21 protein-coding genes and 1 tRNA gene are annotated in these 22,456 nt (G+C 70.2%); 4 read left to right on the top strand and 18 right to left on the bottom strand.

Going from position 1 to position 22,456, the window contains the following annotated elements; all coding sequences use genetic code 11:
- The first annotated feature begins 56 nt into the window (after positions 1-56).
- Together ACT01A_RS26400 and ACT01A_RS26395 are read left to right on the top strand one after the other, a co-directional pair.
- Positions 57-209 (top strand): hypothetical protein, encoded by a 153-nt coding sequence (locus ACT01A_RS26400; RefSeq protein WP_445150095.1) that lies wholly within the window; start codon positions 57-59, stop codon positions 207-209.
- 147 nt (positions 210-356) lie between these two features.
- Positions 357-3,329 (top strand): hypothetical protein, encoded by a 2,973-nt coding sequence (locus ACT01A_RS26395; protein ID WP_445150094.1) that lies wholly within the window; start codon positions 357-359, stop codon positions 3,327-3,329.
- 41 nt (positions 3,330-3,370) lie between these two features.
- Here ACT01A_RS26395 and ACT01A_RS26390 read toward each other — a convergent pair.
- From ACT01A_RS26390 to ACT01A_RS26310, 17 genes are all read right to left on the bottom strand, one after another.
- A tRNA-Gln gene (locus ACT01A_RS26390) sits at positions 3,371-3,442 on the bottom strand.
- Positions 3,443-3,490: 48 nt separating this feature from the next.
- Positions 3,491-4,165: a potassium channel family protein gene (locus ACT01A_RS26385; RefSeq protein ID WP_445150093.1), complete on the bottom strand. Its 675-nt coding sequence runs from the start codon at positions 4,163-4,165 to the stop codon at positions 3,491-3,493.
- A 15-nt stretch (positions 4,166-4,180) separates the two neighbouring features.
- Complete coding sequence (locus ACT01A_RS26380) at positions 4,181-4,606, bottom strand: potassium channel family protein (protein ID WP_445150092.1); 426 nt, start codon at positions 4,604-4,606, stop codon at positions 4,181-4,183.
- A gap of 30 nt (positions 4,607-4,636) precedes the next feature.
- Positions 4,637-6,625, bottom strand: coding sequence for an amino acid permease (locus ACT01A_RS26375; protein ID WP_445150091.1), 1,989 nt, complete (start codon positions 6,623-6,625; stop codon positions 4,637-4,639).
- The gene (locus ACT01A_RS26370; RefSeq protein WP_445150090.1) at positions 6,626-6,823 is read right to left on the bottom strand and encodes a hypothetical protein; all 198 of its coding nucleotides are present in this window, start codon (positions 6,821-6,823) and stop codon (positions 6,626-6,628) included.
- Positions 6,824-8,740: an amino acid permease gene (locus tag ACT01A_RS26365; RefSeq protein ID WP_445150089.1), complete on the bottom strand. Its 1,917-nt coding sequence runs from the start codon at positions 8,738-8,740 to the stop codon at positions 6,824-6,826.
- Positions 8,741-8,771: 31 nt separating this feature from the next.
- Complete coding sequence (locus ACT01A_RS26360; protein ID WP_445150088.1) at positions 8,772-9,221, bottom strand: ferritin-like domain-containing protein; 450 nt, start codon at positions 9,219-9,221, stop codon at positions 8,772-8,774.
- Between the two features lie 43 nt (positions 9,222-9,264).
- Entirely contained in the window at positions 9,265-11,331 is a 2,067-nt protein-coding gene (locus ACT01A_RS26355) for a sodium-translocating pyrophosphatase (RefSeq protein ID WP_445152871.1), read from the bottom strand.
- A 762-nt stretch (positions 11,332-12,093) separates the two neighbouring features.
- On the bottom strand, positions 12,094-12,558 hold the full coding sequence (locus ACT01A_RS26350; RefSeq protein ID WP_445150087.1) for a hypothetical protein: 465 nt from the start codon (positions 12,556-12,558) through the stop codon (positions 12,094-12,096).
- A complete protein-coding gene (locus tag ACT01A_RS26345; RefSeq protein WP_445150086.1) occupies positions 12,555-13,721 on the bottom strand; it encodes a carboxylate-amine ligase in 1,167 nt (388 codons plus the stop codon). The genes ACT01A_RS26350 and ACT01A_RS26345 overlap by 4 nt, the downstream gene beginning before the upstream one ends.
- A gap of 12 nt (positions 13,722-13,733) precedes the next feature.
- The gene (locus ACT01A_RS26340) at positions 13,734-14,423 is read right to left on the bottom strand and encodes a redox-sensing transcriptional repressor Rex (protein WP_445150085.1); all 690 of its coding nucleotides are present in this window, start codon (positions 14,421-14,423) and stop codon (positions 13,734-13,736) included.
- The gene (locus ACT01A_RS26335) at positions 14,420-14,668 is read right to left on the bottom strand and encodes a glutaredoxin family protein (protein WP_445150084.1); all 249 of its coding nucleotides are present in this window, start codon (positions 14,666-14,668) and stop codon (positions 14,420-14,422) included. Before ACT01A_RS26335 ends, ACT01A_RS26340 begins: the two co-directional genes overlap by 4 nt.
- A 6-nt stretch (positions 14,669-14,674) precedes the next feature.
- Positions 14,675-15,682 (bottom strand): tRNA (adenosine(37)-N6)-threonylcarbamoyltransferase complex transferase subunit TsaD, encoded by a 1,008-nt coding sequence (tsaD, locus tag ACT01A_RS26330; protein WP_445150083.1) that lies wholly within the window; start codon positions 15,680-15,682, stop codon positions 14,675-14,677.
- Between the two features lie 14 nt (positions 15,683-15,696).
- Positions 15,697-16,215, bottom strand: a complete 519-nt coding sequence (rimI, locus tag ACT01A_RS26325; protein ID WP_445150082.1) for a ribosomal protein S18-alanine N-acetyltransferase — start codon at positions 16,213-16,215, stop codon at positions 15,697-15,699.
- On the bottom strand, positions 16,212-16,931 hold the full coding sequence (gene tsaB / locus ACT01A_RS26320) for a tRNA (adenosine(37)-N6)-threonylcarbamoyltransferase complex dimerization subunit type 1 TsaB (RefSeq protein ID WP_445150081.1): 720 nt from the start codon (positions 16,929-16,931) through the stop codon (positions 16,212-16,214). Before tsaB ends, rimI begins: the two co-directional genes overlap by 4 nt.
- Complete coding sequence (tsaE, locus tag ACT01A_RS26315) at positions 16,928-17,311, bottom strand: tRNA (adenosine(37)-N6)-threonylcarbamoyltransferase complex ATPase subunit type 1 TsaE (protein ID WP_445152870.1); 384 nt, start codon at positions 17,309-17,311, stop codon at positions 16,928-16,930. Before tsaE ends, tsaB begins: the two co-directional genes overlap by 4 nt.
- A 58-nt stretch (positions 17,312-17,369) precedes the next feature.
- Positions 17,370-17,804, bottom strand: coding sequence for an LPXTG cell wall anchor domain-containing protein (locus ACT01A_RS26310; protein WP_445150080.1), 435 nt, complete (start codon positions 17,802-17,804; stop codon positions 17,370-17,372).
- 70 nt (positions 17,805-17,874) lie between these two features.
- Between ACT01A_RS26310 and ACT01A_RS26305 the strand changes: the two genes are divergently transcribed.
- The gene (locus tag ACT01A_RS26305) at positions 17,875-20,271 is read left to right on the top strand and encodes a glycosyltransferase (protein WP_445150079.1); all 2,397 of its coding nucleotides are present in this window, start codon (positions 17,875-17,877) and stop codon (positions 20,269-20,271) included.
- Positions 20,271-21,863, top strand: a complete 1,593-nt coding sequence (locus ACT01A_RS26300) for an MFS transporter (RefSeq protein ID WP_445150078.1) — start codon at positions 20,271-20,273, stop codon at positions 21,861-21,863. Before ACT01A_RS26305 ends, ACT01A_RS26300 begins: the two co-directional genes overlap by 1 nt.
- On the opposite strand, the gene ACT01A_RS26295 is transcribed toward ACT01A_RS26300, so the two are convergent.
- On the bottom strand, positions 21,860-22,420 hold the full coding sequence (locus tag ACT01A_RS26295; RefSeq protein WP_445150077.1) for a hypothetical protein: 561 nt from the start codon (positions 22,418-22,420) through the stop codon (positions 21,860-21,862). The two genes, ACT01A_RS26300 and ACT01A_RS26295, sit on opposite strands and share 4 nt — an antisense overlap.
- Positions 22,421-22,456 lie beyond the last annotated feature (36 nt).

Here is a 22,456-nt window from a genome sequence, read left to right as displayed (position 1 = left end):
CGCCTCCACGCGCCACCATTCGCCAACTACTCACCGCCGCATCCGGAGCCGACGCCATGTCCGAGATCCTCTACGCGATCCTGCTGGTCCTCCTCATCGCCTTCACCGCGCTGAAGGTCTCGAACGGGACGTGGTACGGCACCTGGTGCGCCTCGGGCCGCCCACCACGCGGCCCACAGTTCCCGGGCGGTCCGCACGCCGACCGCTGAGCGCCGTCCTGCCTCGCCACTGCCAGCAGGGCCGCGCACGCCTCGCGCAGCCGCGGCTCGGCCGTCCCGCTGTGGAACGCGTGCCTGGCATTGAGCGTCTTCGATCTCGCGCGGACGTCCGTGCTTCGGTGCAGAATACCCGCGCCCATGACCGCGGGCCTTACCCGTCCCCATCAAGCGCTGCTCGACGAGCTTGTCGTCGGATACGAACGCAGGAGCCTGCTCGGTCGCGGCCGCATCGTCGTTCTCGCAGGCTCGCCTGGCAGCGGACGCCATCGGATCCTCGACGCGCTCGGAGAGCGACTCGCCGAGACGAAACCGGCACCTCGTCTGCCGGCTGTCGCAGAAGCCCCGGATCGGTTCGACTCCTCAGAGACATCGCGACAAATCGCGGAACTCGCAGAGGGCACCCTCGCGCTCGGCAGCGCGGTCGTGCACCCATTCCTCGGTGCCCTTGCTGGGGCGATCGGCATCGGTCGTCCGAGCGCGACGCTGATGGCCGCCTTCCGCTCACGCTCCGCAGACCCCATCGCGAACCTGCAAGATCTTGCGGCGGAGCGTGGCCGGTCGGATCCGTTCGTGCTCCGCATCGCGGACGTGGAGGCCATGCCAGGCTCATGGTGGATCGACCTGGTCGCCGAGTTCGGCGCGATGATGACCCGGGATCTTCCGGTCTTCATCTACATGATGGTTCCGGGAGGAGTCAGCTGTCCGCCCGAGCGCCCGGACGATCCTGCTTGGCTCCTGGCGATCCGACGCCTCGTCGCCGCGGGCATGGCGGACTGGTGCCACGTAGGCCCGGTGCGCGCCGACGCGTTGGCGGAGTGGCTCAGGATCGGATCAGACGCGCTCGCGACGGTTCTCGAGGTCCAGTCGAGCGGCCTTGCCGATGTCGCAGATGAGCTCGTCAGCCAGTGGCGTTCTCAAGGCCTCGTGTCCGAGACCTGCGACGGCCTCGTCCCGTGCGCTGACGTCAGCATCGAGGCCATCGAAGATCTGGGTCACCGCGGGCTGTTCCAGCGACTTCTCCCTGATGCCGGCGTCGCCGAGATCGACCGAGCACGCTTGATCCTAGGAGCCGCCGCTCTGTGGGCTCGTCGCTTCCCCGCCGAGCTGGTCGCCGCCGCCCTTCGCATCGATCCAGACGAGGTCATCGACCTGTTGGACGACCGGCTCTGCGCCACCGGCCTGGTATCCGAGATCGGTCGCCTCGGGATGGGAGAGCCGGCCGGAGCGTGGATGTACGAGTTCGCGCGTCCCAGGCTCGTCCCGTTCCTGCGCCGGACAGCGTTGACCGCGGACGAGCAGCGGACCGTCGCCGCGAACCTCCTCGAAGTCGATCGGACGCTGGTACATCTGGTCTGCGGATCCCGGCAAGCGGCTGCCGCCTTGGGTGCGCGCCTGGCACGGACGGCCGGTGACCACGACCGAGCCCGCCATTTCCAGCACGTGGCCGACGCCGAGATCGACGCGGTGATCGTGCAATGGCAGGCACAGCAGGTGATCGAGCGACTCGACACAATCGAAGGACCGGCGTCGGTGCCCAACGCGTGTGCTTGCTTGGAGCGTGCGGCAGTCGAGCAGCTCGCCAATGACCAGTGGCCGAAAGCGCTTGAGCTGATCGATCGCTGGTGGACGCTCGCGACTAAGCACTCGCTATCCGGATCGGCACGATCCGCGCTCGGCCGACGGGCACTCGCTCTGATCCACGCCGGTCGCCCTGAGGACGCCGACGCCACGGCTGAGCGTCTCGTGGGTCTCGCCCGGACAGCGAGACCGGTCGATCGGAGAGCGGAGGCTCATGGGCTGTCGCTACGCGCCGAGATCGCCTGGACCCAGAACGATCGTTCGCGGTCGCACGGGTTCAGCGACGAAGTCCTCCGGCTCACGCAGGTCCCATCACTACGTGGGATCGCCGTCCACGAGGAGCTGAGCCGGGCGCTTCGTGCCGACCAGCTAGCCGAGCTGCGCACGGCGCGTGCCCACTGCGTCCGCGCCGCGGAACGCCTCGGGAACCTCGATGACCCGTTCTTGCGGTTCAAGCTGCAGCACATCACCGCTGGTGTGGAGATCGGCTGCGGAGACTTTCGCTCGTGCTCGGCGCGCCTCGATGTGCTCGTAGCTCTAGGCGAGGAGATCGGAGATGCGCTGAGCCTCTTGCGGGCTTATACGACGCGCGTTCGCTTCGCAGAGAACCGGGGCGATTTCGGAGTCGCTCGCAAGCATCTGGAAGATGTTGAGGCGCTTGCGAAACGGCTCCCGTCCCTGGCTTTCGACCACACGCTCTCCATGCTCAACCTCGCTTCCTACCGTGGGGATTTTCGTATCGCACTCGAATGCTGCGCGGAGCTGAACCGCCTAGCCGAAGGGGACGTGCGGCCCGATCAGCGCGAGACCGCTCGGATGATGTGGTGGTGGATCGCCTCACGCCGGCGTGACCGCGGCGCTATCGACCGAGCGATCGTCGCCGAGATCGTGCAATCGTCTGCGGGCCCGCAAGTCGCCTATGCCCGATCCGTCCTGTCGGTGATCGATGAGATGGAAGGTTCCAGGGCAGACGCGCCAGAACGGCTGGCTGCTTCTGCCCAGGAGGCCCGGAAACGCGGCATGCAGACGCACGAGCTCTTCGCGCGCCTGGCGCTCGCCGATCTCCAAGGACAGGACGAGCGCGGCGACACGGTGAAGCTACGCGTGGAACTCGAGGCGATCCGCGATCGTGCCGACGATCTGGACGCCTTCGATCTCTCGCTGACGGCGCGGTGGCGCTTCGCTCGCCTCACAGCGATCTCGGACGGTCATGGCGCACGGCTCGACGAGGAGGCCGATGAGTTCGCGGCCGAGGCCGAAGCACGCGAAGCCAACATGCAGGCCGCGCTCATTCGCCATGAGGCGGCGAACGCCCTCGCCGCAACGCTCCCGTCGGAGGCATTGCGACATGTCGATGCCGCGCTGCGTTGGTACGTCCTGGCTCAGGACCCTTTCCGCGAAGCACGATCGCTTCGATCCCGTGCCTCCATCGGTCGACGTGTGGGCCGGTACGCCGAAGCCGCCCGTGACGAACGACGAGCCTGCGCACTGCGAGAGCAGCTCGGTCACCCAGCGGACCAGCAGCTGTCATAAAACGACGAAACCGCCTGCAAAGAGGCGGTTTCTCAAACGAGCTGCCGGACTAGGACTCGAACCTAGAATAACTGGACCAGAACCAGCCGTGTTGCCAATTACACCATCCGGCAAAGGGCACTGCGGTGGGAAAGTATAGGGCCTCGGCCGCGGGGTGACGGTCAGGCGGCGTCGCGCGAACTCGGGGCGAACTGCGCGGTGATCGCGTCCTCCAGCCCCGGATCGAGCACGAGCAGGACCTCGTCGCCGGCCTCGATGATCGTGTCGGCCTTCGGGACGAAGCCGCGGCCGCCGCGCAGCAGCGAGATGATCAGCGCGCCCTCGGGCAGCGCCATGTCTTGGACCGCGCGGTTGGCGGCGGGCGACGTCTCCGTCACCTCGACCTCGATGATCTCCAGCTGCTCATCGCGCAGGTCGAGCAGGTGCACGAGCCCGTAGGACGGGACCTCGTGCTCGATCAGGCGCAGGATCAGGTCGGTCGCGCTGACCGCCGGCTGGATGCCGAGCAGCTCGAACCACGCGCGGTTGCGCGGGTTGTTGACGCGGGCGATGATCCGCTCGCAGAGGTACTTCTCCTTGGCGATCTGGCAGATCAGGAGGTTGTCCTCGTCGTCGCCCGTGACCGCGATGCAGAGGTCCGCACGCTGGATGCCCGCGCGCTCCAGGACCCACAGCTCGGTCGCGTCGCCGTACTGGATCGCGTGCTCGAGCTCCTGCTCGATCGTGAGGTACCGGGTCCGGCGCGACTCGATCAGCGTGACCTCGTTGCCCTTGTCGATCAGCTCCCGCGCGAGGTTCCACCCCACCTTGCCGCCGCCCGCGATGATGACGTACATGTCGCTCTCCCCTACCTAGGCGATCTCGGACAGCGCGGACGTGAACATCTCGATCGCGTGCTGCGTGGGACAGATGGTGTGCAGCCCCTGCTCGCGGTACCAGGCGGCGCGTGCCGGGTCCATCACGCGCACGATGACCTTCTCGACCTCGTAGTGCTTCTGCGCGATCTGCGCGATCGTCAAGTTGGTGTTGTCGCCGTCGGTCGAGGCGATGAAGACGTCGGCCTCCTGGATGCCGGCCTCGGTCAAGGCGTCGACCTCCATGCCGTGCCCGACGGTGAAGCGGCCGCCGGCCTCCTCCCACGAGCGGTCCATCCCGACCTCTAGGCGCTCGTGCGACAGCGGGTCCTCGTCGAGGACCGAGACGGTGTGTCCGAGGGCGAGGGCGGACCGGGCGACAGACGATCCGACGCGGCCCGCACCGACGATGAGGATGAACATCCTCGCGAACATTACCCAGAGGGCTGGCGGTCAGTCTTCGCGCAGCGGCGGCGCCGCGCTGATGCCCTGATCCGTCGCGCTAGGCGCAGCGGGCGGGGCCGGCTCCGCGACCGGCGGATCGGACGACGGCGGCGCGGTGAGGATGACCTCGCACGCGGCCTTGGAGACGACGTACTTGGTCGCGTCCCCCACGAAGTTGTCCATCGGCCCGCCGCGCCCGCCGAGCAGCGCTCCGCCGCGGATCCGTGACGGCTCCTCGGCCGCCAGCACGATCGCCTGCACGCCGCGCCGGCGCGCCTCCTCGACGATCGCCGCGCCCGCGCGCCGGGCGCGCACGGTCGCCGTGGCGACCTCCACGCCCTCGTACTCCTCCCCCACGGCCTTCGCGCGCCGCAGCGCCGCCCGCGCGCGCTCCAGCTGCGCGTCGGGCAGCCGTGCGTCGATCGGCAGCGCCATCGGGACCTCGAAGATCCACAGCGCCTCGATCGTCGACCCGGCCTCGTCGCCCAGGCCCTCGTCGCGCTCCTCGCCGGCCAGGCGGCCCGCCGTCTGGATCATGTCGTCGTCCAGCGGCGTCCCGGTCAGCGGCACGAGGATCGACCCGAACTCCAGCTCCTCGCGCTCCAGCTTCAGGGCCGCCTCGGGCACCATCACGCGCTTGAGCAGCGACTTGCCCTCGACGCGCCGGTAGATCACGTAGGTGGCCAGCCCGAACGCCATCCACCCGAACCCGACGTAGCGCGCGCCCGCATGCGTCACGACCACCGAGACCCACGCCGCGGCGCTCAGCAGCGCGCCGACCACCGCGGGCAGCGGCAGCGATCCGCCACGGAACGGGACGCTCAACGGCACGGAGTAGAAGCGCTCGCGGTCGGGCTCCTTGTAGCGCAGGGAGATGATCGACAGGTGCGCGATCGTCAGCCCCATCAGCGCGCCGAACGCGTAGATCCCGACCAGGAAGTCGAGGTCCTCCGGCACGATCAGCGCACCCGCGATCGCCGCGGCGATGACGATCAGCACGAACGGCGTCGACCGCGTCGGGTGCAGCCGCCCCAGCGCGCTCGGGATCTGGCGGTTGCGCGACAGCGAGTACGCCAGCCGCGACAGCCCCAGCATCGCGCTGTTGGCCGCGGCGATCAGCGTCGCCGTTGCCGCGATCGCGATCGTGTACTTGAAGAAGTCCGACAGCCAGTCGTTGTCGAAGGACTCGGCGATCCCCAGGACCGGCGCCTCGAGGTAGTAGCGCGACAGCCCGGTCGCGTTGCCCGCCACCGGGAACGCGGTCATCGCCACCAGCGCGATGCCGACGTAGACCACCATGACGACGATCGTCGCGCTGCCGATCAGGCGCTTCAGCGAGCCGCGCGAGGCGGTCACCTCGCCGCTCAGCCCGGCCGCCGACTCTAGGCCGGTGAAGACCACCGTGGCCACGCCCAGGGCGAAGATCACGTCGTTCCACTTCGGCGTGGTGCCGAGGTGGATCGGGTTGACCAGCTCGTCGTAGTTGAAGAACGTCGCCAGCCCGATGACGATCAGCAGCAGCTGCAGGCCGATGTCGGCGATCACCAGCGCGGTGACGCGGTTGACGCGCGTCTTGGAGAAGCCGCGGACGTTGCGGACCGCGACGTAGACGACGATCCCCAGCGCCAGGACGATCTCCAGCGACCCGTGGCCGAGGTCGCCCCAGAACGCCGCCATGTAGTTGGTGGCGCTGAACGCGGTGACCGCGATCAGGATCGTGTAGTCGAGCAGGATCGCCCAGCCGGCGATGAAGCTGACCAGCTCGTTGAAGCCGTAGCGGGCGAAGACCGTCGAGCCGGCGCGCTCGGGGTGCAGCGACGCGCCCTCGACGTAGGTCATCGCCGCCAGCGCGAAGAACAGCCCGGCGACCAGGAAGACGATCGGCGTCAGCCCGAGCGCGTGGTCGGCGACGACGCCGAGCGAGAAGTAGATCGACGAGGCGACCGCCGTGTAGACGATCGCGAACAGCGCGGGCTGGCCGAGGCCGCGGCCGAGCACCTAGCGCTCGCCCCCGCGCGTCAGCTTCTTGTTGATGTAGATCCGCCCGATCCCGGCCGCGACGAAGAGCGGCCCGAGCAGGAAGCCGAGCGCGAAGCCATCAGCGCCACCGAACAGGGTCCGGATCGTGATGATCGCCCCGAGCACGATCAGCACGAGCGAGAGCAGGTTCGAGATGTTCTTGTGGAAGTCGCGCATCTAGTCCAGCACCGTGATGGGCCGCTTGGAGATCGGCCCCTTCACTGGGTCTGACTGGATGATCACACGGCACGGCCGCTCGGCCAGCACGGTCTCCAGCGTCTTGCCGAAGAGCGTGCCGCCGGTGCGCGGCGGCAGCGGCGCGACGATCGCCTGGGCGCGCAGCTGGCGCGCCTCCTGGACGATCATCCGCCCGGCGCCGCCCGCGCGGACCTTCTCGACGTGGCCGGTCACGCGCCGCCCGCCCTGCAGGCGCGCCTGCTCGATGATCGACTCGGCAGCGGCCTCGGCCTCCGGCAGCGAGGCGTTGATCGGCGAGGACTGCGGGACCGCGATGTAGACGAGCACGTGGATCCCGCGCCGACGGCGCGCCGCGAGCTTGGCCGCCGTGGCGATCGTGCCCTTCGCGTAGCCCTGCGTGGCGTCCAGCGCCACGAGCACCGACTCGTACTCGGCCTCGTGCTCCAGCACCGGGCGCTGGATCGCGACCTTGGTGGTCGTCGTCAGGTCCAGGCCCTGGCGCTTGCGGTAGACCGGGTAGATCGCCATGCCAAGCGCCAGCCAGCCGATGCCGGCGATCGCGACGTCGACGTGCAGCGCGGTCACGACGATGAACGCCAGCAGCGTGAAGATGCCGCCGAAGACCGCGAACAGCGGGATCGAGCGACCACCGCTGAGCTCGATGTTGCCGGGCCCGCGCCACGGCCGCCGCGCATCCGGCTTGGACAGCCGCAGCTTGACGACCGCGACGTGCGCGACCGTGAACGACAACATGGCACCGAAGGCGTACATGTTGCCGAGGAACTCGGCCTTGCCCGGGATGACCGCGATGCAGGCGATCACCCCGAAGATCAGGATCCCGATGTAGGGCGTGCCGTACTTGGGGTGCAGCTGGCGCATCCGGTCGGGCATCTGCCGGTGGACGCCCATCGAGTACACCAACCGCGACACGCCGATGATCCCCGCGTTGGAGGCGATCAGCAGGATCGTGGCGGCGAGGATGCCGACGTAGACCTCGGTCGGTCCTTGCAGGAAGCCGAGGTCGAAGCCCTTGACGACGCCGAGCACCGGGTCGCCCGCAAAACCGCCCTGGTCCTCGGGCAGGCCGAGCTTGGTGACGTACTCGCCGTCGGGGTTCTGGGTGACCGGCAGCGCGCTCAGCGCGACCATCGGCAGCAGCGAGTAGATCGCGAACACGGCGATCACCACGCGGTTGATCGCCGCCGGGATCGTCTTCTCCTCGTCCTTGGCCTCCTCGGCCATGTTCGAGATCGTCTCGATGCCGGTGTAGGCGATCATGCCGACCGGGATCGCCACGAAGAAGTCCTTCCACGTCGGCGCGAGCCCGAAGTGGACGTTGTCGATCAGCGTCGACGGCGAGAAGACCAGGAAGATCCCGACCGCGACCAGCAGCAGCTGGGTCAGGAAGTCGACGACGGCCAGGCCGATGTTGACGCCCGCGGACTCCTTGACGCCGCGCACGTTGACCAACGACAGCGCGATGATCAAGCCGATCGAGAAGAAGATGTCGCCCGGCGCGTGACGCAGCGCGTCGACGTGCGCGACGCCGCCGAGGTAGTGCGGCACGAAGAACGCGGAGATCGCGATCGTGATCGTGTAGTTGAGCATCTGCGCCCAGGCGGCGAAGAAGCTCGCGAGCTCGTTGAACGCGTGGCGGGCGAACGACGACGAGCCGCCCGCCTCTGGGTACATCGCCGTGGCCTCGGCGTAGGTGGCAGCCGTCAGATAAAAGATGAACCCGGTGATGACGAACACCACCGGCGTGAGGCCGAGCGCGAAGCTCGCCACGAGACCCAACGCGTAATAGATCGACGAGCCCACGTTTCCGTAGGCGGTCGAGAAGAGCGCGTTGACCCCCAGGACGCGCTGGAGGCCATGAAGGCGGCGTTCGGCCATCGAGCGCTGCGGAGTGTAGGCGTGCGCGCGGTCAGGAGCGCCGTCGCGCGCGTTCCAGCGCGTCTACCTGCTCCTGCTTGCGCATGATCAGGTGCTCCAGGCGGTGCTCCAGGGCCTCGGAGTCCGCGGTGTGGCCGGTGGTCGGGATGACGTCCTGGAAGGCTTCCAGCGTCTCTCGCTCCACCTCGACCAGCCAGGCGACCATGTCCTCCGGGGCGGTGTGGAGGACCACCTCGGCGGGCGCGACGACCGGCTCGCCGCCGAGCGTGACGATCTTCTCGACGACCCGGCGCGTGTCGTCCAGCTCGGCCTGGGCGAAGCGCCACAGCAGGTCGGCGACCCCTTGGTGCTCGAAGCCGATCACCGACCCGGCCGCGACGGTGTAGCCGAGCGTCGAGCGGTACTGGAGCGCGAGAGCGCGGTTGAGGCGCTCGATCGCGGCGTCGACGTCGAGCGGGTCCTTCTCCTGATCCGGGGCCATGGTCGGGGCGGTACCCAAGCGGGCACCGCCCCGGAACCAGGTGTCAGGTGATGATCGGGATGATCAGGATCGCCACGATGTTGGCGACCTTGATCATGGGGTTGATCGCCGGGCCGGCGGTGTCCTTGAAGGGGTCACCCACCGTGTCGCCCGTGACCGAGGCGGCGTGGGCCTCGGAGCCCTTGCCCCCGAACGCCCCGTCCTCGATCAGCTTCTTGGCGTTGTCCCACGCGCCGCCGCCCGCGGTCATCATGACCGCGAAGAAGAAGCCGACGACGATGACGCCGATGAGCAGGCCGCCGAGGGCCTGCACGTCGATGATGCCGACGATGAACGTCATCGCGATCGGCAGCAGCGCCGGGAGGACCATCTCCCGCTGGGCGGCCTTGGTGACGAGGTCGACGCAGCGCGCGTAGTCGGGCTGGTCGGTGCCCTCCATGATCCCCGGCTTCTCGCGGAACTGGCGGCGCACCTCCTCGACGACCTCGCCGCCGGCGCGGCCGACGGCCTCCATCGACATCGCCGCGAACAGGCAGACCATCAGGCCGCCGAGGATCAGGCCGATCAGGACCGCCGGGTTGCCGACGTCGAAGTTGAGCGTCTGCGCGCTCACGCCCGCGTCGGCCAGCTCGAAGCGGAAGCCCGCGAAGAGCACGACCGCCGCCAGTACGGCGGAGCCGATCGCGTAGCCCTTCGTGACGGCCTTCGTGGTGTTGCCGACCGCGTCGAGCTTGTCGGTGATCGTCCGGACCTCCTCGGGCAGCTCCGCCATCTCGGCGATACCGCCCGCGTTGTCGGTGATCGGGCCGAACGCGTCGAGCGCGACGATCAGGCCGGTCAGCGACAGCTGGCCCATCACCGCGACGCCGATGCCGTAGATGCCGACGGTCTCGCCGCCGGCCAGCTTCCACGCCCCGAGAATGCCGAGGCAGATCACGACCGCCGGCAGCGCCGTGGCCTGGAAGCCCTGGGCGAGGCCGGAGATGATGTTCGTCGCGTGACCGGTCTGGGACGCGGCCGCCGTCTTCTTGACCGGCCCGAAACGGGTCGACGTGTAGTAGTCGGTGATCACGAACAGCAGCGCGGTGACGCCGATGCCGATGAGCGCGCAGAGGTAGAGCTTGCCGACGCCCGGCGTCTCGATGCCGCCGTTGTACTGGACCCCGTCCATCAGCCACTTCGTGACCGGGTAGAACAGGATCGCGGCGATGACGCCGGACGCGATCAGGCCCTTGTAGAGCGCGCCCTCGACGTTGTCGGTCGAGGTCTTGACGAAGAACGTGCCGATGATCGAGGCCACGATCGCCACGGCGCCGAGGACCAGCGGGTAGAGCGCGGCGGCGGTCGCGTCCTCGCCGACGAAGGTCAGGACGCCGAGCAGCATGACGGCGACCGCGGTGACCGCGTAGGTCTCGAAGAGGTCGGCCGCCATGCCCGCGCAGTCGCCGACGTTGTCGCCCACGTTGTCGGCGATCGTCGCCGGGTTGCGCGGGTCGTCCTCCGGGATGCCCGCCTCGACCTTGCCGACCAGGTCGGCGCCGACGTCGGCCGCCTTGGTGAAGATGCCGCCGCCCAGACGGGCGAAGACCGAGATCAACGAGCCGCCGAAGCTGAGGCCGATGAGCGCGTCGACGGCCTCCTTCTGGGAGCGGTCCAGGAACGCGGTGAGGATGCCGTAGTAGCCGGCGACGCCCAGGAGCGCCAGGCCGACGACGAGCATGCCCGTGATCGCGCCGCCGCGGAAGGCGACGTCGAGGCCGGGCGAGACGCCGCCGCGGGCCGCCTCAGCCACACGGGTGTTGGCGCGCACCGAGACGTTCATCCCGATGTAGCCGGTGGCGCCCGACAGCAGGCCGCCGATGACGAAGCCGACGGCGACGTAGCCGTCCTGGATGAAGATCAACGCGATCGCCAGGACGATCCCGGCGATGCCGATCGTCGTGTACTGGCGGTTGAGGTAGGCCTGGGCCCCCTCTTGGACGGCTCCCGAGATGCGCTGCATCTCGGCGTTGCCTGGGGAGAGCGCCAGCAGCTGCCGGGTCGTGACGAGGCCGTAAGCCACCGCCAGCCCGGCGCATACCAGCGCCACGATCACCCCATGGTCGGTCAGAAAATCGGTCAACGCAGTTCCTCCGGGTCTGGTTGTTCCATCGAACCGCGCGGGACAGCGAAGTCCGGTGGAGCGGGCCTTGGGAGGCGCTACGACGGGCGCCGGGGCCCTGACAGCCGCGCCATCCTAAACAGACTCCCGGAGGGACGTGTGCGTTTCGTTGCAAAGGTCTGTTGGCTAGACCGCTCGGAGGCGCGGTTTGCGATTTGGAACGTCCGCGTGCCGACTGCGAGTCTGGGAGCAGCGCGGAAGGGCGGCGAGGAGCGTGTCACGGAGGCGGCTGAGCGCCGCCGCTCGGGGTGTGGCTCGTCGCTAGGGCGTGGCGGACCGGCGGCGCCCTAGGGGCTCAAGGCACGATCGGCGTTGGGATCGGGTAGCCGGATCGCGGCCCCGAAACGCCGATTCCGGGACGCAGGGGCGAAGTTCGGGTCCGAATCAGAGATCCGGGTCGCGTTAGCCGTAATTATTGGGGATAGAGCGACCCGGATCCCGAAATCGGCGATGCGGGTCGCCAGGAGCTGCACCTTGCAGCTCTCAGCGACCCGGATTCACAAATCAGGGTGCTTCGGACCCGAATCGATCCCTGCGCGCTGCCACCACGACCACGGCCGCGATCCGGCTACCCGATCCCAACGCCGATCGTGCCTTGAGCCCCTCGGGCGCCGCCGGTCCACCACGCCCTAGCGACGAGCCACACCCCGAGCGGCGGCGCTCAGCCACCCTCGTGACACGCTCCTCGCCGCCCCTACATGCCGCCAGGAGCTACTGGCCCGGCACCCACAACCGCCCGGACGACTGCGCGGGGCCACCGCCAGCGCCGCCCGTGCCACCGGCACCCGGCTCGCCGCCGCCACCCGGCTCGCCGCCGCCCTCAACGCCCGGAGCACCGCCGCCGCCCGCCAGCTGCGCATACGCCACCTGCAGCTGCGACAGCGCGTCGCGGATCGCCTTGCCGTCCGGCCCGAGCTCGGCCTCAATGAGGCCCAGCAGCGCACGCGCGCCCTCGATGGCCAGCCGCAGCTGCTCCGGGTCGCGCTCGGCCTCGGTGCCCGGCGCCAGCCCCGCGCGACGGCCGCCCAAATTCACAAGCGTCACGATCGTCTGGACGATGACGTCCTCGACGCGCAGCTGCTTGAGCTGCTCCTCGAGCTGCGCCTCGTAGGCGGCGCGCAGCTCCTCCTCGCTCATGTTGCTGGGGTCGATTGGGGGCTGCTGCTGGTCGCTCATCGCGTCGGAACCTCCTGGGCGTAGGTCTGCCGGGTCTCCTGCACGGAGGTTATGTAGACCTCCTCCATCGACACGCCAGCCTCGATCGCCCGGCGCTGGCGCTGGGCGCCGTTCAGCGCCGGCAGCGCGGGCTCGGGCAACGCAAGCTCGGCGCGCATCGGTGCCGTCCAGGAAAGCAGGTCCGCGACCACGGCGGGCGCCGGCTTCTCCGTGGCCGTCGCGTAGTCGATCAGCTTGCCGTCCATCCCGAACCGGATCGCGCGCCAGAAGTTCTCCTCCAACAGGCGCCGCGAGAGCGCGCCGTCGGCGATGCCACCCGCACGGCCTTCATCCTCGTCGCGCGCCGCCTGGGCCACGCACGCGACGATCAGCGCCGCCAGCGCGTCGCTCTCGGCCGCGGTGCCCTGCGCGTCGCAGATCCGGACCTCGACGGTCCCGAACGAGAAGTGCGGCCGCACCGACCACCACACCTGCGTGTACTCGACGATCGAGTTGGTGTGAGTGAGGAAGTCGATGTACTTGGCGTACTCGTCCCACGAGCCGTAGGCGTCCGGGATCCCACAGCGCGGGAAGGACTTCGTGAACGACTGCGACCGCGCGCTGTGCAGGCCCGCGTCGCGCGCGTCGAGGTACGGCGAGTTCGCGCTGACGGCCAGCAGCGTCGGCAGCACCGCGCGGAGCCGGTCGCACACGCGGATCGCGCGGTCGGCGCCCTTGACCCCCACGTGCACGTGCAGCGAGAACGTGTTGTTGCGCCGCGCGACGTACTGAAGCCCGTCGACCACGCGGCGGTAGTGCTCGGTGTCGATGTTCGGCTGCTCGCGGTAGTCGGCCCACGGGTGCGTGCCGGTCGAGCCGAGCAGGACGCCGCGTGCCGCCGCCAGCTCGAAGAGCCGCCGCCGGTGATCGCGCTGGCGCGCCAGTGCGTCCGCCAGGTCCTCCCCGCGCCCGGACCGGATCTCGATCTCAGACGAGATCAGCTCGCCGGAGATCGACTCGGTCAGCACGGGATCGCCCGCGGCGGCGGTGTCGCGCAGGTCCTCGAAGCGCGGGACGAGGTCCAGCGTCTCGGAGTCGAGGATCGCGAACTCCTCCTCGAGGCCGACCGTCCAGTCGGTCGAGGCCGCGAAGGCTGCGGCCGCGCGGTCGGTGTCCAAGCTCATGGGTTCGGGCGCCTAGGTGAGGTAGAAGTAGAGCGCGTAGAGGAGGTCGACTGCGGGGCTTGACGTGTGCACCGTGACCTCCGGCGGGACCCGGAGCAGCGACTCGCTGTAGTTGAAGATGATCTTCACGCCGGCCTTCACGAGCTGGTCGGCGAGGGCCTGCGCGGCGGCGGACGGAACGGCGAGGACGCCGACGACGATGTCCTCGTCCTCGACGACCTGCTGGAGAGTCTTGACGTCGCGCACCTCGAGCGCGCCGACGTGCATCCCGATCTTCTCGGCGTCGGCGTCGAAGATCGCGACGACGCGGAAGCCGTGGTCGGCGAAGACGTCCGAGGAGGCGATGGCGCGGCCGAGGTGGCCGGCGCCGAAGAGCGCGATGTTGTGCTGGCCGGCGGTGCGCAGGATCTTGCGGATCTGCGAGACGAGCCCGTCGACGTTGTAGCCGACGCCGCGCTTGCCGAACTTGCCAAAGCCGCTCAGGTCGCGCCGGATCTGCGTGGAGTTGACCTGCGTGAAGGCGGAGAGCTCCTGCGAGGAGATCGTCTCCTTGCCCTCCTTCTTGGCCTTCGTCAGGACCTGCAGGTAGCGGGCCAGCCGGGCCGCCACACCGAGCGAGAGCCGCTCCGGCAAGCCGACTTCCGCCGCCGCCTCGTTGGGGCGGTCGGCACCGCGTCCGTTGGCCAGATCGCTCAAGCTCATCCGCCGCCAACTCTACCGAGGGAGTCCCTCAACACGGCCTCGTCCACGAAGAAGTCGAAGAGATGGCTGCCATCCAGCAGGACGACCGGGATCCGCTCCAGGTAGCGCTTGTGGAGGTCGTCGTCAGCCTCGATGTCGTGCTCGCGCAGCTCGAAGCCGAGATCGGCGCTGAGCGGGGCCAGGATCGCCCGCGCGTCGTCGCAGAGGTGGCAGCCGGGGCGGCCGTAGAGGTCGACCACCGGCATGGCTGCTTACAGCGCCCGCTGGCCCGTGGCGTGGACCTCAAGATCCAGGTAGCCCGGGAACGCGACGGCGTCCGCGTAGCGCGCGGCGCTGGCGATCATCGCGGCGTTGTCGGTGCACAGGGCGCGCGGCGGGATCTTGACGGTCGGGGCGAGCGCTGAGAGGCGCTCACGCAGCGGCCCGTTGGCCGCGACGCCGCCGCCGATCGCCAGGCGATCCAGCCCGGTCTGCTCCAGCGCGCGCTCCACCCGCACCGCGAGCTGCTCGACGATCGCCGCCTGGTAGGCCGCCGCGAGATCCGCGCGCGCCTCAGTGGCCTCCTCCTCGCCGAGGTCGCGCACCTTGTAGAGCAGCGCGGTCTTCAGCCCGGCAAACGAGAAGTCCAGGCCGCCGACGTTCTTGGAGATCGGGAACGCGAAGCGCGTCACGTCGCCGTCGCGAGCCAGCTTCTCCAAGTGCGGGCCGCCCGGGAACGGCAGCCCGAGCAGGCGCGCGCCCTTGTCGATCGCCTCGCCAGCGGCGTCGTCCAGGGTCTGGCCGAGCACGGTGAAGCCGGCGTGGTCGTCCACACGGGCCAAGAACGTGTGGCCGCCGGACGCGATCAGGCAGACGAACGGGGGCTCTAATGGCTCCCCGCCGTCGTCCTCCGTGAACAGGAAGTTCGCCGCGACGTGGCCCTGGAGGTGGTCGACCGGGACGAGCGGCAGCCCGCGCGAGGCGGCCAGCCCCTTCGCGGTCGCCACGCCGATCAGCAGCGCGCCGACCAGGCCCGGGCCGGCGGTCACCGCGATCGCGTCGACGTCGTCGAGCGACGTGTCCGCGCGCCGCAGCGCGTCCTCCACGACCGGCGTCGCCAGCTCCAGGTGGTGGCGCGAGGCGATCTCGGGGACGACGCCGCCGTACTCGTCGTGCACGCCCTGGGACGAGATCACGTTGGAGCGGATGACGCCGTCGCCGGTGACGACCGCCGCGCAGGTGTCGTCGCACGACGTCTCGATGGCGAGGATCAAGGACATGTGATTGCCTCCGCTCAGCCCGTCTGCCGCAACGGGTCGACCGCGTTGGGGATGTCGTCGAGGGTCCCGCGCAGGGTCGCCGGAGTCCGCCACATGATCACGGCGTCCTCCCCGTTGTCCTGGTAGTAGCGCCGCCGCAGCCCGGCGCCGCGGAAGCCGAGCGCCGTGTAGAGGTCGATCGCGCCCTGGTTGGAGCGCCGGACCTCGAGCGTGAACCGCGGGTCGGACTCCTCCACGCGCTCGAACAGCTCGCGCAACATGGTGGTGGCGATGCCCTGGCGGCGGTGATCGGGCGAGGTCGACACGTTCATGATGTGCCAGACCGTGTCGTAGCGCGAGCAGATCGTGTAGCCGGTGATCGCGCCGTCAGGGCCGGTCGCAGCCAGGCAGACGCCGGACGGCTTGGACAGCTCCAGCACGAACATCGCCAGCGACCAGGGCGTCGGGTACGCGCGACGCTCGATCGCGATGACCTGCGGCAGGTCGGCGTAGGTCAGGCGGCGGATCGTCGGTGCGGGGAGCGTGGTCGTCACGGCTGAGCGGTCGTCGGGCGGAGCCGGCGGACCTTCCGAGGCTCGGCGTCAGGGGCGCGGACGTACTCGGGGACGAGCGCGTCGCGGTCCACTTCCCCGGCCTCGGCGGCGAGCCGGCACAAAGGCCCCGCGGCGACGCGGTGCACGGCCGCGTCGTCCGGCGCCACCGTGACGGAGGCCGCCTCCAGCTCTGCCCGGAAGCGTACCGCCCCGTCGCCCACGGCTCGCCACTGTCCGGGCGCCAGATCCGGGACCTCGGCGAGGCGCTCGGGGCGCCATGCGGAGGGCTCGAGGATCGCAGCGCCGTCGTCGGTCCAGGCGGCGACGAACGCCTCGCCGCGGCGGGCGTCCAGGACGGCGATGGTGTGGGCGATCGCCGCGTCGTCCTGCTCGCCGGTGTTCAGAGTCAGCGCGCGCAGCGTGTGGATCGCGACGGTGCGGGCCTGAAGGCCCTGTGCGAGCGCGCGGGCGGTCGCGACGCCGATCCGGATCCCGGTGAACGTGCCCGGCCCGACGCCTGCCCCGATGATCGTCACGTCGCCCCATTCCGCCCCTGCCGCGGTCAGCGCTTCGTGCGCGAGCGGCAGGAGCTGCCGGGTGTGACCCGGCTTCTCTCCCGGTTCGGGATCGTGCCGGCGCTCGGCCAGCAGCGTGCCGTCGTCATGGGCCACTCCGACGACGGTGGCGGGGGTCGCGGTGTCGAGCGCGAGGATCACGTTGGCGACACGGTAATGCGCCGCGCATCCCCTCCGGCGTGCTCTAGGTGCACTCGGGCCTTGACGTTCGGCAGGATCGCGGCGTCCTCGGCGATCTCCGGCCACTCCACGAACGCGATCGCGTCGGGCGTGAGGTAGTCGTCCAGGAGGGCGGGATCCTCGTCCTCGAAGCCGCTGAGGCGGTGCAGGTCGAGGTGCGAGATCGCGGGCGCGTCGCCGCCGGGATCCGGCTCGTAGCGGCGCCCGATCGTGAACGTCGGCGACGTCACGGGGCCGTCGAAACCCAGCGCGCGGGCGGCGCCGCGGACGAACGTGGTCTTCCCCGCGCCCATCTCGCCCTGCAGCAGGACGACGTCGCCGGGCGCGAGCGTCGCCGCCAGCGCGGCGCCCGCGGCCTCGGTCCCGGCCGCGTCGGCGGTGACCGTCGTCGGGCTGTCGCTAGAACCGCTCAGGGGCGTTGCGCAGGCGCAGGCCCAGCCCGAGCAGCACCAGGATGGCGCCGCCGAGCAGCAGGACGCGCGTGTCGAGGCCGGTGTTGGGCAGCGTCGCGGCGGGCGCGGGGGTCGTGGTGCCGGTGCTGTTGGACGACGTCCCGGCCGTGCCGGACGACCCGGAGGACCCCGACGAGCCACCGCCCGAGGTCTGCGGCGCGGGCGTCAGCGGCTCGGGGTCGCTTGAAGAGCCCGACGAGCCGGAGCCCGAGTTCGACGAGTTGTCATCGCTGTTGGACGAGCCAGAGTCGCTGTCCCCGAAGGGATCCGAGTACTGCTGGTCCCCCGCTCCCTGGGCGTGGGCAGCGCTCAACGGCAACGCGCCCACACAGAGGAGGGCAGCGCACAGCAGCACGACGATCCGGCGGCAAACGGACGGCACGTGGACGCATTCTATGGATCTCGCGGACGACCCCACCCTTCCGGGTGTTGGAGTACATTCGACGGCCTCCGTGCCCCACGCCGAGAACCGCACCACGCGGCATATCCTGCTGCTCACCGACCGCGACTGGACCCATCCCCAGGGCGGCGGCACGGGCACCAACCTGTACGGGCAGGTGTCGCGATGGGTGGCCTGGGGCCATCGGGTCACGGTCATCGCCGGCTCTTACCCGGGCGCCGAGAAGGTCTCCCGCCCGCACGAGCGGCTGGAGATCCACCGCATGGGCGGGCGGATGACGGTCTTTGGGCGCGCGGCGATGGCGTCGATGCGCGGCATCGGGCGCGATGCCGACGTCGTCTTAGAGGTCGTCAATGGCATTGCCTTCTTCACGCCCTTGTGGTGGTGGCTGCGCGCGCCGCGCGTGACGCTCGTCCACCATGTCCATCAGGATCACTACGTCGCCGAGATGGGCTGGACTGGCCGCGTGGCGGCGTTCGTCGCCGAGCGCCTGCCGCTGTCGACGTTCTACCGCCACCACCCGTTCCTGACGATCTCGGACTCCGCCCGGCGCGACATGATGGCCTTGGGCATCCCGGCGTCGAACATCCACGTCGCCTACCTCGGCGTCGAGCCGGACTCGTTCGTCGAGACCCGCCGCGAGGCGCGGCCCACGTTGCTCTACCTGGGCCGACTCAAGCAGTACAAGCGCCTGGAGATCCTGCTCGATGTCCTGGAGGGCATCCCGGACGCGGTGCTGGAGGTCGCGGGCGACGGCGATCACCGGCCGGTGCTGGAGGAGGAGATCGCTGCTCGTGGGCTCGAGGACCGTGTCGTGCTGCATGGCTTCGTGTCCGAAGAGGAGAAGCGCGACCTCTACGCCCGCTCCTGGATCAACCTGACCGCGTCGTCGGCCGAGGGCTGGTGCCTGACGGTGATGGAGGCAGCCGGCGCGGGGACGCCGAGCGCTGCCATGGCCGTCGGCGGGCTGCCGGAGTCGATCGTCGACGAGCAGACGGGTCTGTTGGCGGACACACCGGAGGAGCTGGCGACCAAGGTCAAGGCGTTGGTCGCCGACCCGGTGCGCCGCGACGAGCTCGGCGACGCCGCCCGTGCACGGGCCCGCGGCTTCACGTGGGACGCGACCGCCGAGGCCAACCTGGAGGTCTTGGACCGGGTCGCAGGCGCCGAGCGCGCGCGGCTGCGCGATGCCGTGCGGCGGTCGGAGACCGGCGCGGCGGCGGGCTTGGCCGCGGCGACGTTGTTGAACAACGCGATCCAGCTCGTCTTCGTCGTGCTGTTCACGCGCTTGCTCGGCGCGGACGGCTACGGCGCGCTGGCGGCGATCATCTCCGGGTTCTTGATCCTGATGGTCGGCGGCCAGTCGATCCAGGTGGCGGCGGCGCGCGAGGCGACGCTCGGGCACCTAGGCGACGGCGGGCGGATGCGCGCGACGCTGAACCGCTGGACGCGGCAGCTCGTGCTCGCGACGGTCGTGCTGGGCGTGTTCGGCGCCTTGATCCGCCAACCGCTGGCCGATCTGCTGGGGGTTTCGGAACATCCTTGGGCGGTCGCCGGGCTGCCCGCGACGGGCGCCCTGTGGCTGTTGTTGTCCTTGCAGCGCGGCGTGATGCAGGGGCTGAGCCTGTTCGGGCCCGTCGGGATCTCGATCGTCGGCGAGGCGCTGGGCCGCGTCGTGTGCGCGCTGGTGCTGTTCGGCGTGGGCGCGGGCGTCACCGGTGCGTACCTGGGCAACCCGTTGGCCTTCGTGCTGATGGCCTTGTGGTTGAGCCGGGTGCTGTCACGGGAGCTCGGCCCGCCGACCGAGGAGGCGTCGCATCGCCCGTTGTTGGGGTTGATCGGCGACAACTGGATCCCGATCGTCGGGCTGTTGCTGCTGGCCGCGCTGCAGAACGTCGACGTGATCGTCGGGCGCCACCAGTTCAGCGGTGACTCGAGCGGCTCCTACGCCGCGGCGGCGGTGGCGGCCAAGTCGGTGGTGTGGGTCGCGATCGGCGTCGGGCTGCAGCTGCTGCCTGAGGCGACGCGGCGCGCGGCCGCCGGGTTGGATCCGCGCCCGGCGCTGCTGCGCGCTCTAGGTGTGCTGGCCGTGATCGCCACGCCTGCGCTGATCATCTTCGCGTTGATCCCGCACTTCCTGATGAAGGTCGCCTTCGGGCCGGATCTGACGCTGGCCTCCGACGCGCTGCCGGTGCTCGGCGTCGCGATGACGCTGCTGGCCGTCGCGTACCTGACCGTCCAGTACATGGTGGCCTTGGGCGAGCTGAAGTTCGTGTGGGTGCTCGGCGTGGTCGCGATCATCGAGCCGTTCTTGCTGAGTGCCGGGGACTTCACGTTGCTGTCGTTCGCGACCGTGGTGCTGGGCCTCCAGCTGGTGGCCGCCGGCGCGGTGCTGGCGCTGGGCCTGCGCACGTCGCGGCCCGCGACCGTCTCGACCGCGACGTCCTGATGGCCGGCGCACGCGGCGACGGTGGCGGGTTCGCGCCGCTGCGCCACGCGACGTTCCGGCGTCTGTGGATCGCGCAGTTCACGTCCAACGTCGGCGGCTGGATGCAGACCGTCGGCGCGCAGTGGTTGATGTTGTCGCTGTCGGGCAGCGCGGCGTACTTGGCGTTCATCCAGTCGGCGGCGTCGCTGCCGGTGCTGTTGTTCGCCATCCCGGCGGGTGCGTTGGCGGACCTGGTCGACCGGCGCAAGCTGTTGATGTGGTCGACCACGTTCATGATCTTCGCCAGCGTGTTGCTGGCGGCGCTGACGCTGGCCGACCTCGTCACGCCCTGGGTGTTGTTGGCGTTGTTGTTCGCCGTGGGCGCGGGCCAGGCGTGGACGTCGCCCGCGTGGCAGTCGCTGCAGCCCGAGCTGGTGCCGACCGAGGAACGACCCCAGGCCATTGCCTTGGGCAGCGTCAACCAGAACCTCGCACGGGCGGCCGGGCCGGCGATCGGCGGCGTCGTGGTGGCGCTGACCGAGCCCTCCGTGACGTTCCTGGTCAACGCCGCGAGCTTCGTGGCGGTCGTGTTCACGCTGTGGCGTTGGCGCACCGCCCCGCGGCCCGCGGCGTCGTCCTCGTCGCTGCCGCGCGAGCACGTGGTCGCCGCGATGCGCGCGAGCGGGCGCTACGTGCGCAACTCGCCGGCTCTCCGCACCGTGCTGGGGCGCGCGGCGGCGTTCATGGTCTGCGCGAGCGCGCTCTGGGCGCTGCTACCGGCGATCGCCAACGGGCCGCTCGGGCTCGGCAGCGGCGGCTACGGCTTGTTGTTGGGGTGCGTCGGCGTTGGGGCCGTCGGCGGCGCGATCGCCCTGCCCCGGTTGCGCGCACGCTGGGCGCCCGACCCCACCCTGGCCGTCGGGTCGCTGCTCGTCGCCGCTTCCGCCTTCGTGCTGGCGGAAGTCCATGTGGTCGGGATCGCCGCGGTGGCGCTGGTCGTCGCCGGCTGCGGCTGGATCGTCGCACTGGCAACCCTGAACAGCAGCTATCAGGCCCTGCTCCCGGGCTGGATCAAGGCGCGCGGGTTGTCCTACTACTTGATCGTCTTCCAGGGCGGCACCGCGATCGGGAGCGCGATCATGGGCATCCTGGCCGGCTGGCTCGGGGTGACCGAGGTCCTGGCCGGCGCCGCGGTCGCGCTGGCGCTGACGCCGTTGCTGTCGCTGGTCACGACCATTCGCCGCTTCGAGCCCGACGAGCTGCTCCCCGCGGGCGGCGAGCCCGCACCCCACGTCCTCACCGCCGCCGACGCCGAGTCCGGCCCGATCCAGGTCCGGATCGAGCGCCACGCCGCGCCGGGCCGCGAGCAGGAGCTCGTCGCCGCCGTCGCGGATCTGGAGAAGCTCCGCCGCCGCACCGGCGCCCTCGCCTGGACCCTCTGGCGCGACACCGCCGACCCGACCCGGATCATCGAAGAGTTCCTCGTCGCCTCCTGGATCGACCACGAGCGCCAGCACGAGCGCTTCACCATCCGCGACCGCACCCGCCTCGACGACGTCCTCTCCCTCACCGACCGCCCACCGACGGTCGAGCACTACCTGCAGGCCCTCTAACGGCGCAACGCCCAGAGGGCGAAGAGCGCGTCGAAGGCGGCGCGCCCGTCCGACGTCACGACCTGGCTGCCCTCGCTCGAGTCCAAGCGAAAGCGGAACGGGATCAGGTTCAGCACGCCGATGACGCTCGTGACGACCGTGCCGTACAGGACGAGGTGAGCCAGGGTGCCGTTCGCGAAGGAGGGCAGCGCCGCCAGTCCGGCGACCACCGCCACAGCGGACGCCAACGGCCCGGCGAGCGTGACCAGGAGGTGCTGCTCGGGCGTGATCCCGCCCTCGCCGTAGGAGACCTTGCCGTGGAAGAACCGGACGGACATCTGCACCTCGCCGCCGACCAGGCCCTTCGCGGCGGCCCAGTGGCCGAGCTCGTGGATCCACACCGCGAGCGGCGTGGCGAGCACCACCAGCACGCTCGCCGAGTGCGGCGCCAGGTCATCCAGGCGCTGGTAAAGCGCGGCGGCCAGGCCGCTCTGGTAGGCGAGCCACAGCGCGGCCAGTGTCACCGCGGCGCAGATCAGGAGGTCGACGTAGCGCGGGACATATCGGTACTCGGGCATGCAGCGGTGATGATGCCTCACCGCAAAGGCGATGCG

The sequence above is a fragment of the Baekduia sp. Peel2402 genome (assembly GCF_052567285.1).
The sequence above is the reverse complement of the archived record's forward strand: the minus strand, read 5'-3'. Positions and strand labels throughout refer to the sequence as shown.